The following is a 15,130-nucleotide window of genomic DNA, read 5'->3' as shown; positions in this document are numbered from 1 at the left end:
TATTACTCAACCTCCAATATACTGTATTTAGTATTTTGTTTTAAAAAATTTTATTTTTCATTTCATGCGTGAAAACGTTTTAATAGTGTCTTATACTTTATGACTTTCGGATCCCGTAAATGATAAATTAATGTTTTAATAGCGTGGTATTTTTTCCCCCTTTTCAACACTATTTTGTATGTCCAGTATTTTTTGAATATCAACTGAATCCCACTTTTCTGCTATTTCTTGTTCCCTATCACCATCAATCACAATAACAGCTTCTGTTGTGTCTCGGGAAATTTTCTTCGCTTTCGCTGATTGAAAATCGATTGCTTGAAATGTTTGATTCATTCTTTTGTCATCGACATTCCAAACAGCTACATCAATTTGTTTTGAATTAAGCATATCGAATAACTGCATATAATTGACATTGACATATTCGACATTCCTGTTTTCAAATTCAGCAAATGTCAGCTGCATTTGATCTGGAGACTCCATATCCACGCCAACTTTTAATTTATCATTAGTTACATTATTATCTGAATCAGCTAAGAAAATCTTATGCGCGGATACATAACTGTTGGCTCCAAATTTCTTGAAAATTTTTAAATTTGGATATTCTGAAATGATATTATCTGCTGTCATCTTAGAAACAATTGCAAAATCACTTCTCTTTGTCCGAACCGCCTCAATTCGATTCAACCCGCCGCGCATATAAATTAAGTTTATTGTTTTTCCGGTTGATTCAAATGCTTCCACTATTCCTGTCGCTAATCCTTCATATTTCCTTGAATATGGAAGCGGCATAGAGCCGATTAATGGGGCGATACCGGCAATCTCAAGCAATAAATTGTTATCCTTGCCAATTAGATACGTGCCTAAATGGCCTCTGGCCTCCAATTTAATCGCTTTCATTTCCACCAATAAATTTAATGCGCTTTGTACAGTTCCCCTGCCAATGGATAGTTGGGCGCAGTAGTCAGAGATACGAGGAATTTTATCTCCAACTTTTAATTTTATCAATTCTTTGGCAATATTTTTTGCTGCTAAACCATTTTTAGAATAAAATTTTTCCCACATACTCTATCTTCCTTAAAAAACAGTATACTATATTCTGTACAGTAAATTATAAGCAATTCCTATTAGATTTGCAATAGGTATTTATAAATAACAAGACATTAAAAATGATTTTATAGATTAAGACACATACTTATAGTATTTCTTTGACATTATCACGCAAATTTTCTTCTTAATTAATTTTTAATTAATTTTCTTTTGGTAATTGCGCAAAGTAGTCTTTATTCGTTATCATAGTGGTGACACCTTTCTTTTGGATTTGGTTTCGTCACCAATATTTTACCAAAAGAATAGGTGTCTTTCTTTATGTTTTAAAAAATGTCAAATGATAATTTTGTACTTCCCAAAACCATTTACATCAAGCATTTAAACAAGATTTTGGACTGCGAAAGCTGAGATATAATATATTCATGCCAAAAATAGTTGATCATGATAAACAAAGGAAAAAAATTGCGGAAGCGACATGGAGAATCATTACGAGGGAGGGAATTGAAAAAGCAACCGTCCGCAATATTGCGAAAGAGGCTGGAATTTCTGTTGGTTCCTTACGCCATTATTTTTCTACCCAGTCAGAACTGTTGGCTTTTTCGATGAGGCTCGTTTCCGAGCGAGTGAAAAAACGAATTGAAGGAATCGATTTTTCTTGTCCCCCTCTTGAAGGGATAAAACGTCTAATACATGAAGTTTTGCCGCTGGAAGAAGAAACAAAAAAAGAAATGGAGGTGTGGTTTACTTTTACCCAAAAGGCATTATGGGAGCCTGAACTTCAGCCATTAAGCAATCAAGTATACCACGAGTTTCGTTCCGCAATTAAACTAATCATTGAAACGTTGTTAAAACTTGAACTTGCACGGCCAAACTTAAATGTAGATTTAGAAGTGGAGCGTCTTTATGCGCTTATTGACGGTTTAGCGATACACATCATTATGCAACCAAATCATTTAACGCCGGAAATGGTTGAATCGATTGTGGATCACCACTTGAGATCTCTTTGTAGATGAGAAAACAGAGAGTATTTACCGCTAAATATTTTGATTTCAGGTTTTTTATAAAAACCTGTGTAACTTCAAATCAGCCATCGGAATCTTCCGCGAACAACCGCAACTGATAGTGTTGCGGTTATTTAGTTTGTCGACAAAAGCCAGCCTGCTTATGAAGCAAGTTAGGTAAAAATAAGCAGAAAAAGTCTCGACAAGTTGACCGAACGATGAAAGAGCCCTACGATTTCAAATAAAAATAGCAGTGCAAAATCAATGCAAAATTTTTTCGAATTCTACAGGATTCTTTCGGAATCTCGGAAAAATGAAAAACGACCGCAAATGCGGTCGTATCAGGATTTCGCAAGTTTTATTCGCATGTTATCGGATACTTAAAATGGAGACGGTGGGAGTCGAACCCACGTCCAAAGGTATCACCACTTAAGCGTCTACGAGTGTAGTCGACATATTGTGTTTCGCTCTATCGTCGGCCTGTCGACGGGCTTCGGACGAGCTAGCCTGATTGGTCTCTTCCTTCATCCTCAGGCGGCGGAATCCGGCGTAGCCCACTTCAGATGAACCCCTCGACTTCCACATGGGCGATGGAAGGAGGAGCCTTTAGCGCAATTAAGCAGCTAAAGCGTAATTGTTTTGTTTGCCAGTTATATTTAAGTTGACGTTGATGACGGAGACGATCCCTCCGACTCGCAGCTTAAGCTCTGATTACCCCTGTCGAATCCGTAACGTCCCCTTATAATAAAGAGAATGTTTCGGAAGCTCTGGGAATATCGAGAGCTTAATGCTTGTTTCAACTGGCTCTTGCAAGAGTTATTATATCATAATAGGCGTATAATTCAACCGGGATGAACTTCCAATTTTCCAACTTGCGGTACGACCCTCCACTTCTTTACTTATCGAAGTGGAGGCTTTTTCCCGAGTGATGGACTGCATCCAAAGATCGCTTGAAAAGTATCGATTCTGGGCAGCCTGTATGTTGGATGACGAAACGAGTTTCACCGTCTGGAAGTTCAAAAGAATATTAAAACTGCTGACGAGCTTTAAACGCACGCTCAATTTCTCGTTTTGCTTCTTTCTTTTTCAAGTCTTCGCGTTTATCCCATTTTTTCTTCCCTTTGGCCAGACCGAGAAGAATTTTGGCATAGCCGTTTTTTATATATAATTTTAACGGAACAAGCGAATAGCCTTGTTCTTTTGTTTTCCCGATTAATTTCAAAATTTCTTTTTTATGCAGCAAAAGCTTTCGAGTACGAAGCGGGTCATGATTATAGCGGTTTCCATGTTCATATGGGCTGATATGCATATTGTGAAGAAAAACCTCGCCCTTTTGGACGCGGGCAAATGAATCTTTTAAATTGACACGGCCAGCGCGGATCGATTTAATTTCCGTTCCTTGCAGCACGATGCCCGCTTCATACGTTTCTTCAATAAAGTAATCGTGCCTTGCTTTCTTATTTTGTGCGACAACTTTTCCTTCCCCTTTTGGCATATGATTCCCCCCTTGCTGGTTTCTTGATCTTTTGTCCAAAAGGCTATCAGGAAAGATCCGGCCTCTCTATCTCAAAAAACCTATTTCATTCACTGACTAAATTCTTGTCAGTCCACCTTTATTTTCGTTTTCGCCTTTTGCTTTTTGACTTTGCGACATTCTCGTAAAATTTCTTTTTCTTTTTTTTGGGCGGCCGCGTTGACCATTCTTCCTCCGAATTCAGCTGAGGACCTTTTTGTTTTCCTTTTTTGGAACGCACTTTCACCACTTTCGGCGCTTCCGTCATTTTTCTCTTCTTAACGTTTTTCATGCCGACGATTTCAAAATCGACCGAATGTTCCTCTTTATTGACATTGATGACGCGGACCGTGATTTCATCGCCGATCCGATACACATTTCCAGTCCGCTCGCCGATCATCGCATAATGGCGTTCATCGTAGTGATAATAATCATCGGTCATATACGAAACATGGACAAGACCTTCAATGGTATTCGGCAGTTCAACAAATATGCCAAAGTTCGTAACGGAACTAATAATGCCGTCAAATTCTTGGCCGATTTTATCTTCCATAAATTCCGCTTTTTTAATTTCGTCAGTCGCTCTTTCGGCATCTACTGCCCGTCTTTCTCTCTCGGAAGAATGCTCAGCGATTTCCGGAAGCCGCGCTCCCCATTTTGCACGTGTCGCTTCGTCCATTTTCCCTTCGATTAAATAAGTGCGGATAAGCCGGTGAACAATTAAATCCGGATACCGACGTATCGGAGAAGTAAAATGGGTGTAAAAATCGGTAGACAAACCAAAGTGTCCCAGACTTTCCGGATAATATTTTGCCTGCTGCATGGAGCGAAGCATCACAGTCGATACGACCATTTCTTCCGGCTTTCCTTGCACGGCTTCAATGATTTCCTGCAACGCCCGCGGATGAACGGAATTGGCCGTTCCTTTGACGACCAGACCGAAATTCGTAATAAATTCGAAGAATCGCTGCAGTTTGTCTTCTTTCGGATCTTCATGAATCCGGTAAATAAACGGAACATCAAGCCAATGAAAATGTTCCGCCACTGTTTCATTGGCTGCCAACATAAATTCTTCGATCAGCCGCTCCGCCACGGAACGTTCGCGCAGCACGACATCTACCGGTTTGCCGTTTTCATCGACAATCACTTTCGACTCTTTAAAATCAAAGTCAATGGCTCCTCGCTTCATTCGTTTATTACGGAGAATTTCGGCCAATTCGGCCATTCGTTCAAACATAGGAACAAGAGGTTCATACCGTTTCCGCAATTCTTCATCTTTGTCAACGAGAATGGCATTGACATCCTCATAAGTCATTCGTTCCGTTGTGCGGATGACGCTTTCGAAAATTTCGTGGCTGACCACTTCTCCTTGTTCATTGATTTCCATTTCACATGAGAGAGTAAGGCGGTCCACTTTCGGATTTAAAGAACAGATTCCGTTGGACAGCCGGTGCGGGATCATCGGAATCACTCGGTCAACCAAATACACGCTTGTCCCCCGCTCAAACGCTTCCCGGTCAATAGGAGAGCCTTCTTTCACGTAGTAGCTGACATCCGCTATATGAACGCCTAATTTGTAGTGTCCATTGTCCAATTTTGTGACAGTGACGGCATCATCCAAGTCTTTGGCATCCGGTCCATCAATCGTCACGATCAGTTCGTTCCGCAGGTCCCTTCTGTTTCGAATTTCCGATTCGTCAATGGTGTCGGGCGTTTCATTGGCCTGAGCCAATACTTCATCCGGAAAGCCTTCCGGAAGTCCAAACTGATGAATAACCGATAAAATATCCACTCCCGGATCGTTTTTATGGCCGATAATCTGAATAATTTCTCCTTCGGCGCTTTTTCTTCCTTCCGGATAAGAAGTGATCCGGACCACCACTTTATGACCGTCCACTGCCCCCATATTGGCTGTTTTCGGAATAAAAATATCACTGGAAAACTTGCGGTCATCCGGAATTACAAACCCAAAATATTTGCTGTCCGAGTACGTACCGACCAGATCCTTGACGCCTCTCTCCAAAATTCGGACAACGGATCCTTCTCTGCGCGTTCCTGATTTTTGATTGGAAACACGGACAAGCACTTTGTCTCCGTTCACCGCTCCGTTTGTGTCGCCGGGAGGGATAAAAATATCATCCATTCCCGGTTCTTCCGGGATCAAAAAGGCGAATCCCTTCGGATGACCGGACAGCTTTCCACGGATTAAATTCATTTTTTCCGGAACTCCATAGCGGTTGCTTCTTGTTCGAACGACAAGCCCTTGCTCTTCCATGTAGACAAGCGCTTTGACAAAATCTTTAAACTCTGATGAATCCTCAATTTCAAATGCTTTTTCAAGTTCTTGGACAGTGAGCGGCTTGTAGGCGTCTTCTTTCATATAGGTCAACAGCCTGTCCACATGCTCTTGAATGGTTGGATCCATTTTCATCCCTCCTTAGGACTTAAAGCCCCGACGGAATTTATACTTGCCAATCAAGACTTTCTAAAAATTGATAAATATCTTCGTGAAGCTGCTCTTTTTCTTTACCAAGTGTAATGACATGGGTGGATTGTTCATACCATTTTATGTGTTTCACCGGAGATTGGATTTCATTATAAATAATATTGGCCGAATCCGTGTTGATCATTTCATCATGTCTTGCTTGAACAACAAACGTTGGGGCATATACGTTATCCACATTTTCACGGACATCGGCAATAAGATTTTGAAGCTCTTTTAATGTGTTCATAGGAGTTTCCTTAAAGGCTTCTATTTCTTTTTCAATTTGCTCCTCCGATTTTCCTTCCAATTTTTTATAGTTGCGGGCGTATTCCACAACTCCCTTGTACATAACTTCTTCGCTTTTAATATACATAGGTGCACACATGGGAATGATTCCCTTCACAGGTACAGTGTAACCTAATTTCAAAGAAAATACACCGCCGAGCGACAGGCCGGCAACGGCAATTTCCTCATAGCCTTTGCTTTTCAAAAAATCATAAGCTTTTACAACATCCTTCCACCAGTCTCTCGGCCCTGTTTTCACCAGCTCTTCCGGAGGCACTCCATGGCCTTTATAATGGGGGGCATGACTGGTATACCCCTTTTTCTCCAAAAATCTCCCCAGCATACGCACATCCGATGAATTTCCGGTAAAACCATGCAGCAATAATACCGCTCTCGGCCCCGCTTCAAAGAAAAACGGCTCCGGCCATTTAATTTTCATGATGACTTCTCCTTTCTTCATGAATCCAAATGTTTTACTGCCGCTGAAAAAAGTTCTTTTCCTCTCATCAATCCGCCTTCTCAAGAGTCCTCTCTAGTTCAAACTCTCTCTCATGATCCTCATGTTGACACCCTAGTCCACAAAATGGCGATGTTGGCGATCATCATGAGAAGCGAATGGATGAGCTTTTCAAGAGAAAAGCCTAACCACGAATGGTCAGGCCGGAAAATTCGCAATGTTATATCGTTCTTAAGATCAGTTAGCTGCAGACAACCGTTCATTTCCACAGCGTCTCGCTACCGTTACCATCCAAGATAAGCGATCGCAATGGTAATCGCGAAAAACAAAATGGACAATACAACCGTAATGCGATGCAAAACCAAATCAACACCGCGCATTTTCTGCTTTCCAAAAAGCTGTTCTGCCCCGCCGGTAATGGCTCCGGAAAGGCCGGCGCTTTTTCCCGATTGCAGTAAAACGACCACGATGAGCGCGATGGAAACGACTACTAGTGCGATGGTTAAAAATGTGTGCATGATTCCCCTCCATAACAACGAACAAACGATTAGTTTTATTTTACCACAAGGGTCGGGAAGAAGACAAATAAGAATCATGAAAAAGGCTGACTCATTGAACGGGTCAACCGTGATGAGTCAGCATTTTGAAAATGGATGAAGGATTAGTGTTTCAGATTATAGAATGCCTTCAAGCCAAGGTATTGAGCAGTATCTCCCAATTTGTCTTCGATGCGAAGCAATTGGTTGTATTTCGCTACGCGGTCAGTGCGGGACGGTGCTCCCGTTTTAATTTGGCCGGCATTTGTAGCCACGGCAATATCCGCGATTGTGCTGTCTTCTGTTTCACCAGAGCGGTGAGAAACAACAGCCGTGTATCCTGCGCGTTTTGCCATTTCGATTGCATCAAATGTTTCCGTTAAAGTACCGATTTGGTTTACTTTAATTAAGATGGCGTTGCCAACACCTTTTTCGATACCTTGAGCTAATTTTTTCGTGTTTGTAACGAACAAGTCGTCACCTACTAATTGTACTTTTTTGCCAAGGCGTTCTGTCAGCATTTTATGGCCTTCCCAGTCGTTTTCATCCAAGCCGTCTTCGATCGAAATGATTGGGTATTTAGAAATCAATTCTTCATACCAGTCTACCATTTCTTCGGATGTTTTCGCTACGCCTTCGCCATCCAGATGGTATTTTCCGTCTTCATCGCTGTAAAGTTCAGAAGAAGCAACGTCCATTGCCAATTTCACTTCTTCGCCTGGTTTGTAACCCGCTCTTTCGATTGCTTCAATAATGGTTTGCAGAGCTTCTTCATTGGATTTTAAGTTTGGTGCAAAACCGCCTTCGTCACCAACTGCTGTATTGTAGCCTTTTTCTTTCAACACGGATTTCAGATTGTGGAAAATTTCTGCTCCCATGCGCAGTGCTTCACGGAAGTTGGATGCACCAACCGGCATGATCATGAATTCTTGAATGTCCACGTTGTTGTCCGCATGGGCACCGCCATTTAAAATGTTCATCATAGGAACTGGCAATTGTTTTGCGTTGAAGCCGCCAAGATATTGATAAAGTTCAACGCCTAGAAAATCAGCTGCAGCACGAGCGACTGCCATAGAAACACCAAGGATGGCATTAGCGCCTAATTTTCCTTTATTTTCTGTTCCGTCCAGTTCAATTAACAATTTGTCAATTCCGACTTGGTCTGTTACATCATGACCGATCAATTCAGGGGCAATGATTTCATTTACATTTTTAACCGCAGTCAATACCCCTTTTCCTAAATAGCGTGATTTATCACCGTCACGCAACTCCACAGCTTCGTATTCACCAGTGGAAGCGCCGGATGGAACAAGCGCACGTCCAAATGCACCAGATTCCGTATAAACTTCTACTTCTACTGTTGGATTACCGCGGGAATCTAATACTTCACGAGCATAAACTTCTGTAATGAATGGCATTTGAATCTCTCCTTTTTATTTAATTTCTAAATATTAATGTTTAATAATCGATTGACCTGTCATTTCTTTAGGCTGTTTTATTCCTAAAAGATCGAGCATGGTTGGCGCCAAATCGCCTAAAATACCGCCATCGCGCAATTCCAATCCTTCTTTTGTCACGATAACCGGTACAGGATTCGTTGTATGGGTCGTCATCGGCTTGCCGTCAAGCGTTACGACTTCGTCCGCATTTCCGTGGTCAGCCGTAATAATAGCGACGCCGCCTTTTTCTAAAATAAGGTCAACTACGCGTCCTAAACATTCGTCAACTGCTTCCACCGCTTTAATGGTCGGCTCTAGTTTACCGGAGTGTCCAACCATATCAGGGTTGGCAAAGTTTAGGATAATAGCATCAAATTTGTCTGCCTCGATTTCTTTCACAAGCGCATCAGCCACTTCATAAGCGCTCATTTCCGGCTTAAGATCGTAAGTGGCCACTTTTGGAGAATTGATTAAAATCCGTTCTTCTCCTGGGAATTTTTCTTCTCTTCCGCCGCTCATAAAGAAAGTAACGTGCGGATATTTTTCCGTTTCAGCAATACGCAGTTGTTTTAAACCGTTTTGCGATAGAACTTCCCCGATCGTGTTATCCAAGTTCGTCGGTTGGAAGGCCACATATCCTTTTACCGTTTCGCTGAAGTGAGTTAAACATACGAAATAGAGATTTTTCGGTGCTTTCGGACCGCGATCGAATTCACGGAAATCTTCGTTTGTGAAAGCATTGGAAATTTGAATCGCTCTATCCGGTCTGAAGTTGTAGAAAATAACGGCATCGTTGTCTTGGATCGTCGCAACCGGTTCTCCGTTTTCTTTCACCATCACAGACGGAATGACAAATTCGTCATAAATGCCGTTTGCATAGGAATCATCCACTAATTCAAACGGATCTTTATATTTTGGACCTTCGCCGTAAACCATCGCATCATACGATTTTTTCACACGGTCCCAGCGTTTATCGCGGTCCATGGAATAATAGCGTCCGGAAATCGTTGCGATTTCGCCGACTCCATATTCTTTGATTTTTTCGAGCGTTTGTTCAATATACTTTTTCGCTGTTTTTTGGCCAACATCACGACCATCTAAGAAAGCATGTATATATACTTTTTTCACGCCTTCTTTCGCAGCGAGTCTCAGCAAAGCAAACATATGGTCAATATGGCTGTGGACCCCGCCGTCGGATAAAAGGCCGAATAAGTGAAGGCTTGTTCCATGTTTTTTCACATGGTTCATCGCTCCAAGGAATGTTTCATTACGGTCAAATTCCCCTTCGCGAATCGCAATATTCACTCTCGTTAAGCTTTGATAGACAATCCGACCAGCTCCGATATTCAAATGACCTACTTCCGAATTTCCCATTTGCCCGTCAGGCAAACCAACCGCTTCTCCGCTTGCTCTCAATGTCGCATGCGGATATTTGTTCCAGTAGCGGTCAAAATTCGGTTTTTTTGCTTGTGCTACGGCATTTCCTTTCACTTCATCCCTTAGACCAAAACCATCCAAGATGATTAATGCAACTGGTGCTTTACTCATGACTGCCTGCCTCCAGTAATTGTAAGAAAGATTTTGGATCAAGGCTTGCGCCTCCGACTAATGCACCGTCAATGTCCGGTTGTTTCATAAACTCTGCAATGTTTCCTGGTTTTACGCTTCCGCCGTATTGGATGCGGATTGCTTCCGCCGCTTCTTTTGAAAATTGTTCAGCGACTACTTGGCGAATGTGAGCGCAAACTTCGTTGGCATCTTCTGCCGTGGAAGATTTGCCCGTTCCAATCGCCCAAATAGGTTCATACGCAATAACGGTTTGTTTCACTTGCTCTTCTGTTAAACCTTGCAACGCTTTGCGGACTTGATCGCCGACCAATTCTTTTGTTTGTCCGCTTTCTCTTTGTTCCAACGTTTCCCCTACACAAATGATCGGGATTAAATGGTGACGGAATGCTGCCAACGCTTTTTTATTGACCGATTCATCTGTTTCATTAAACATTTCCCGGCGTTCTGAGTGACCAATAATGACATATTGTACACCCAATTCTTCCAACGCTTTCGGACTGATTTCACCGGTAAAAGCGCCGGATTCTTCGAAATGCATGTTTTGAGCGCCGATTTTGACCGGTGTTCCTTGGACCGTTTTAATCAATTGATCCAGAAAAAGCGCCGGTGAACAAATGACGCTGTCCACTTTCTCTTCGCCAGGTACGGAACCTTTTACTTCGTTGGCAAATTGAAGAGCTTCCGTGAGCGTTTTATTCATTTTCCAGTTTCCCGCAATAATGGGTTTTCGCATGGTTTTTGCCTCTCCTTTCTTTTGCGACTTCCATTACTTATCGTTAAGAGCGACAACGCCAGGAAGTTGTTTTCCTTCCATAAATTCCAGAGAGGCGCCTCCGCCTGTCGAGACGTGATCCATTTTATCAGCTAAATGGAATTTTTCCACTGCTGCCGCTGAATCACCGCCGCCGATAATGGTAAAAGTATTTTCGGCATCAGCAAGAGCTTGCGCAACAGCTTTTGTTCCTTCCGCAAACTTATCCATTTCGAATACACCCATTGGTCCGTTCCAAATCACCAATTTGGAATTTAAAACGACTTCACGATATTTTTTGCTTGTTTCTGGTCCAATGTCTAAAGCTTCCCAATCAGAAGGAATTTCCTCAATGCTGACTACTTTTGTATTGGCAGTTTCAGAAAAGTCGTCTGCCACGACAACATCGATTGGCATATAGAAGTTAACGCCTTTTTCTTCGGCTTTTTTCATAAAGTCTTTTGCCAGTTCAATTTTATCTTCTTCAAGCAACGACTTGCCCACTTCATAGCCTTTTGCTTTAACGAACGTGTAAGCAAGACCGCCTCCGATGATTAAGTTATCGACTTTATCCAAAAGGTTGTCGATGACGCCGATTTTATCTTTTACCTTTGCTCCGCCGATAATGGCCGTAAATGGACGATCCGGATTAGAAAGCGCATTGCCGAGAGCTTCTAATTCTTTTTCCATCAAAAATCCTGCCACGGCCGGCAAATATTTTGCGATCCCTTCAGTTGAAGCATGAGCGCGATGGGCAGCTCCAAAAGCGTCATTCACATAAATATCTGCTAATTCAGCAAACGCTTTTGCCAGTTCAGGATCATTTTTTTCTTCGCCGGGATGGAAACGAACATTTTCAAGGAGGAGAATGTCGCCGTCTTCCATTTTCGCGATTTCTGCTTTCACTTCATCGCCATAAGATTCATTCGTTTTACGAACATCTTTATGAAGAAGCTCGGAAAGGCGTTTTGCCACCGGCGTCAGGCGCATTTCTTCCACCACTTGTCCTTTCGGGCGTCCAAGATGGCTAGCAAGGATCACTTTTGCCCCGTTTTCGGACAAATATTGGATCGTCGGGAGTGCAGCACGAATTCTCGTATCATCCGTTACGTTTCCGTCTTTCATCGGAACGTTGAAATCAACGCGGCAAAAAACTCGTTTTCCTTTTACATCCACGTCTTTAATCGTTTTTTTATTCATAGCAAAAGGCCTCCTTGGTTTTCGAAGATTTTCCAGCCAAGATTTTTCATGAAAACGGGGAGGGGGGATGAATCCCCCGCTCCCCCTTTCATCCCACTCTTATTATAGATGTTAGGATTTCAATTTCCAATATTCTTCAGTTTATATTAAAGACCTTTTTGAGCGATGTAGTCCACAAGGTCTACTACGCGGTTAGAATAACCGAATTCGTTGTCATACCAAGAAACAACTTTCACAAGGTTTCCTTCGATAACCATTGTGGAAAGGGCATCGATAGTAGAAGATTCAGTTGTTCCGTTAAAGTCGCGGGAAACAAGCGGTTCTTCTGTGTAAGCAAGGATGCCTTTTAATTCTCCTTCTGCTGCTTCTTTTAATACAGCGTTCACTTCTTCTACTGTTACTTCTTTGTCAAGTTCCGCAACTAAGTCTACAACGGAAACGTTTGGAGTAGGCACGCGCATAGCCATACCGTTTAATTTTCCTTTTAATTCAGGCAATACAAGCGCAACAGCTTTTGCAGCTCCAGTCGTAGTCGGAATGATAGATTGAGCAGCTGCACGAGCACGACGATAGTCTTTATGCGGCAAGTCTAAAATTTGTTGGTCATTAGTGTAAGAGTGAACGGTTGTCATCATACCGCGGCGAATGCCGAATTTGTCATTTAACACTTTTGCAAATGGAGCTAAGCAGTTTGTTGTACAAGAAGCGTTCGAAATAACATGGTGTTTTGCAGGATCATATTTATCTTGGTTAACACCCATAACGATCGTAATATCTTCTTCTTTTGCAGGTGCGGAAATAACCACTTTTTTAGCGCCTGCTTCTAAATGTTTTGCTGCATCTGCACGTTTTGTGAAACGGCCAGTAGATTCTACTACTACTTCTACACCAAGTTCTCCCCAAGGAAGATTAGCAGGTTCGCGTTCTGCCACAACTTTAATGCGTTTTCCGTTTACTACTAAAGAATCTCCGTCAACGCCTACTTCAGCATCAAGAGTGCCATGAACAGAGTCATATTTTAAAAGATGCGCCAACATATTGGCATCTGTTAAATCGTTGATTGCAACAATATCCACATTTGGGTTATTTAATGCTGCACGAAAAACATTGCGTCCAATACGACCAAAACCATTAATTCCAACTTTTACTGCCATTTTGAAATTCCTCCTTCATAGTTTCAGGATGATGGTAAAATTTATCCTTTAAAAAGGGTTAAATCCCTTTTAAAAGCATTTTTGCTGCTGCTTCATCTGTAATGAGCACCGTTGATTTAGGCGCGCTTTTCAAATAAGCGAAAATCGCTTTACCTTTAGAAGCGCCGCCAGCTACCGCAATGACATCTTTGGCCTTTGATAAGTCTGACAGCTGCAAACCGATAGTGGAAACTTTATGTACTACTTTTCCTTCTTCATCAAAGTAGTAGCCAAAAGCTTCTGCGACTGCCTTTGCTTTGACGAGTTTTTCCATCTCCGCCGGGCTCGTATTTCTGCGTTTTGCCATAACCATAGCATCACCGATGCCATGGAGAACCATATTGGCGGATGATATCAACGTCAAAATTTCCTTAATCGGTTTTTCCTTCATCAATGAAGCATACACTTGTTGGCTGACTTGGTCCGGTGCATAGAAAACCCGGTATTTTTGGCCCGTATTCTTTGCCATTTTGGCGCAAATATAATTGGCTTGATTGGATACATCTTCGCCAATGCCACCGCGAGCAGGGACAAACATGATTTTTTTATTGGAAAAATCGGGTGTCAGTGTTTCAGCAACAGCCGCCATCGTAGTTCCACCTGTTACGGCAATGATATTTTCTCCCAATAATCGTTTTTTGATACTTCGGGCACATGCACGCCCCATTTCTTGTTTTACCCAAGGAGAAGTATCGCTGTTGCCGGGCACAATAAACACAGCTTGGATTTGAAAATATTCCTTAATCCTGTTCTCCATTTGGTTAATTCCCGAAATTTCCCGCATCATGTCTTCAATTTCACGCAAAATGGTTTTCCCTTCGTCGGTAATCACCATTCCGGTGGAGCGAATCTCAATCAGATGCTGATTTTTCAAAAATTCAACTTCGCTGCGAAGCACCCTCTCCGTCAAGCCGACTGCTTGGGCCAAAGTACGCCTTCCTACAGGGCCGGACAACCAAATGGATCTTAAAATTTCATAACGTTTTTGCATGATTTGCAGCAGGTCCGGTACTAGCTTTTTTTGAACTTCAAGAAATGTACTCATTCATGCTTTGACTCCTTTATTCAGTTGGACATTTTTAGTCCCGCATAGACTTATTATGTCCCACCTGCTGTAAAAAAAATGATCCCTGCTTGCGATTTTATTGTAGCAAGGATATTGGAAGAAATCAACGCTGAAGAACACGATTTTACAAACCCTTCCTATTTCGTTAACAATATTGAAATATTTTTTATTTAAGCCGTCCCAACAACGTGGGGTAATCAACACGTCCGTACTGGATCATTTCGCCGTCGTATTCGACAACGGGTATCATCATGCCGTACTTTTCCATCCATTCATCCTTCTCTTCAATATCCCGTTCTTCTATTTTCAATGGTACTAATTCGCCGACAAGCATCAAATTCATTTTTGCTTCCAAACATAACGGGCAATCTTTCTTTGTATAAAGCACTATATGTTTCACGGTCGTTCCTCCTGTTTCATCCCAATTGGTTCCACCAATCATCATAGGCAACCTCCCTTTTGTGGAAACGTCATTTAATCCGCTTTTATCATCGATCAATCTTTCGTTCAACCTGTTTTGCGAGACATTCCGTTCCGACAATCCCTTGTCATCGAGAAGCATACATTGAAACATCATGATTTTCCTTT

Annotated in this window: 13 protein-coding genes and 1 other RNA gene; 1 reads left to right on the top strand and 13 read right to left on the bottom strand. The window is 42.0% G+C overall.

Annotated elements, in window-relative coordinates; genetic code table 11:
- Positions 1 to 135 precede the first annotated feature (135 nt).
- Positions 136 to 1,062, bottom strand: coding sequence for a GntR family transcriptional regulator YhfZ (gene yhfZ / locus NST81_RS03155; protein WP_327825120.1), 927 nt, complete (start codon positions 1,060 to 1,062; stop codon positions 136 to 138).
- A gap of 407 nt (positions 1,063 to 1,469) precedes the next feature.
- Between yhfZ and NST81_RS03150 the strand changes: the two genes are divergently transcribed.
- Positions 1,470 to 2,060 (top strand): TetR/AcrR family transcriptional regulator, encoded by a 591-nt coding sequence (locus tag NST81_RS03150; protein WP_003353505.1) that lies wholly within the window; start codon positions 1,470 to 1,472, stop codon positions 2,058 to 2,060.
- Between the two features lie 371 nt (positions 2,061 to 2,431).
- On the opposite strand, the gene ssrA is transcribed toward NST81_RS03150, so the two are convergent.
- The 12 genes from ssrA to NST81_RS03090 form a co-directional block, all read right to left on the bottom strand.
- Positions 2,432 to 2,787: a transfer-messenger RNA gene (ssrA, locus tag NST81_RS03145) on the bottom strand.
- Between the two features lie 288 nt (positions 2,788 to 3,075).
- Positions 3,076 to 3,543, bottom strand: a complete 468-nt coding sequence (gene smpB / locus NST81_RS03140; protein ID WP_048622616.1) for an SsrA-binding protein SmpB — start codon at positions 3,541 to 3,543, stop codon at positions 3,076 to 3,078.
- A 118-nt stretch (positions 3,544 to 3,661) separates the two neighbouring features.
- Positions 3,662 to 5,986, bottom strand: coding sequence for a ribonuclease R (rnr, locus tag NST81_RS03135; RefSeq protein WP_341028345.1), 2,325 nt, complete (start codon positions 5,984 to 5,986; stop codon positions 3,662 to 3,664).
- A 37-nt stretch (positions 5,987 to 6,023) separates the two neighbouring features.
- Complete coding sequence (locus NST81_RS03130) at positions 6,024 to 6,770, bottom strand: alpha/beta hydrolase (protein WP_048622614.1); 747 nt, start codon at positions 6,768 to 6,770, stop codon at positions 6,024 to 6,026.
- A gap of 302 nt (positions 6,771 to 7,072) precedes the next feature.
- A complete protein-coding gene (secG, locus tag NST81_RS03125) occupies positions 7,073 to 7,306 on the bottom strand; it encodes a preprotein translocase subunit SecG (protein WP_003353512.1) in 234 nt (77 codons plus the stop codon).
- 143 nt (positions 7,307 to 7,449) lie between these two features.
- A complete protein-coding gene (eno, locus tag NST81_RS03120; RefSeq protein ID WP_048622613.1) occupies positions 7,450 to 8,742 on the bottom strand; it encodes a phosphopyruvate hydratase in 1,293 nt (430 codons plus the stop codon).
- 33 nt (positions 8,743 to 8,775) lie between these two features.
- Positions 8,776 to 10,311, bottom strand: a complete 1,536-nt coding sequence (gene gpmI, locus NST81_RS03115) for a 2,3-bisphosphoglycerate-independent phosphoglycerate mutase (protein ID WP_003353514.1) — start codon at positions 10,309 to 10,311, stop codon at positions 8,776 to 8,778.
- Positions 10,304 to 11,065: a triose-phosphate isomerase gene (tpiA, locus tag NST81_RS03110; protein WP_048622612.1), complete on the bottom strand. Its 762-nt coding sequence runs from the start codon at positions 11,063 to 11,065 to the stop codon at positions 10,304 to 10,306. Before tpiA ends, gpmI begins: the two co-directional genes overlap by 8 nt.
- Before the next feature lie 33 nt (positions 11,066 to 11,098).
- Complete coding sequence (locus NST81_RS03105) at positions 11,099 to 12,283, bottom strand: phosphoglycerate kinase (RefSeq protein ID WP_048622611.1); 1,185 nt, start codon at positions 12,281 to 12,283, stop codon at positions 11,099 to 11,101.
- 146 nt (positions 12,284 to 12,429) lie between these two features.
- On the bottom strand, positions 12,430 to 13,437 hold the full coding sequence (gene gap, locus NST81_RS03100) for a type I glyceraldehyde-3-phosphate dehydrogenase (RefSeq protein WP_003353519.1): 1,008 nt from the start codon (positions 13,435 to 13,437) through the stop codon (positions 12,430 to 12,432).
- A 58-nt stretch (positions 13,438 to 13,495) separates the two neighbouring features.
- A complete protein-coding gene (locus tag NST81_RS03095) occupies positions 13,496 to 14,521 on the bottom strand; it encodes a sugar-binding transcriptional regulator (protein WP_003353520.1) in 1,026 nt (341 codons plus the stop codon).
- 187 nt (positions 14,522 to 14,708) lie between these two features.
- Positions 14,709 to 15,116, bottom strand: coding sequence for a glutaredoxin family protein (locus NST81_RS03090; protein WP_307190432.1), 408 nt, complete (start codon positions 15,114 to 15,116; stop codon positions 14,709 to 14,711).
- Between the last annotated feature and the right edge of the window lie 14 nt (positions 15,117 to 15,130).

This window comes from Bacillus sp. FSL W8-0223 (assembly GCF_038006805.1).
GTDB lineage: Bacteria > Bacillota > Bacilli > Bacillales > DSM-4216 > Bacillus_O > Bacillus_O smithii.
The sequence above is the reverse complement of the archived record's forward strand: the minus strand, read 5'-3'. Positions and strand labels throughout refer to the sequence as shown.

Coding starts and splice junctions, on each gene's coding strand:
- yhfZ (WP_327825120.1), bottom strand. CDS start 1,062: ATGTGGGAAAAATTTTATTCTAAAAATGGTTTAGCAGCAAAAAATATT.
- NST81_RS03150 (WP_003353505.1), top strand. CDS start 1,470: ATGCCAAAAATAGTTGATCATGATAAACAAAGGAAAAAAATTGCGGAA.
- smpB (WP_048622616.1), bottom strand. CDS start 3,543: ATGCCAAAAGGGGAAGGAAAAGTTGTCGCACAAAATAAGAAAGCAAGG.
- rnr (WP_341028345.1), bottom strand. CDS start 5,986: ATGGATCCAACCATTCAAGAGCATGTGGACAGGCTGTTGACCTATATG.
- NST81_RS03130 (WP_048622614.1), bottom strand. CDS start 6,770: ATGAAAATTAAATGGCCGGAGCCGTTTTTCTTTGAAGCGGGGCCGAGA.
- secG (WP_003353512.1), bottom strand. CDS start 7,306: ATGCACACATTTTTAACCATCGCACTAGTAGTCGTTTCCATCGCGCTC.
- eno (WP_048622613.1), bottom strand. CDS start 8,742: ATGCCATTCATTACAGAAGTTTATGCTCGTGAAGTATTAGATTCCCGC.
- gpmI (WP_003353514.1), bottom strand. CDS start 10,311: ATGAGTAAAGCACCAGTTGCATTAATCATCTTGGATGGTTTTGGTCTA.
- tpiA (WP_048622612.1), bottom strand. CDS start 11,065: ATGCGAAAACCCATTATTGCGGGAAACTGGAAAATGAATAAAACGCTC.
- NST81_RS03105 (WP_048622611.1), bottom strand. CDS start 12,283: ATGAATAAAAAAACGATTAAAGACGTGGATGTAAAAGGAAAACGAGTT.
- gap (WP_003353519.1), bottom strand. CDS start 13,437: ATGGCAGTAAAAGTTGGAATTAATGGTTTTGGTCGTATTGGACGCAAT.
- NST81_RS03095 (WP_003353520.1), bottom strand. CDS start 14,521: ATGAGTACATTTCTTGAAGTTCAAAAAAAGCTAGTACCGGACCTGCTG.
- NST81_RS03090 (WP_307190432.1), bottom strand. CDS start 15,116: ATGTTTCAATGTATGCTTCTCGATGACAAGGGATTGTCGGAACGGAAT.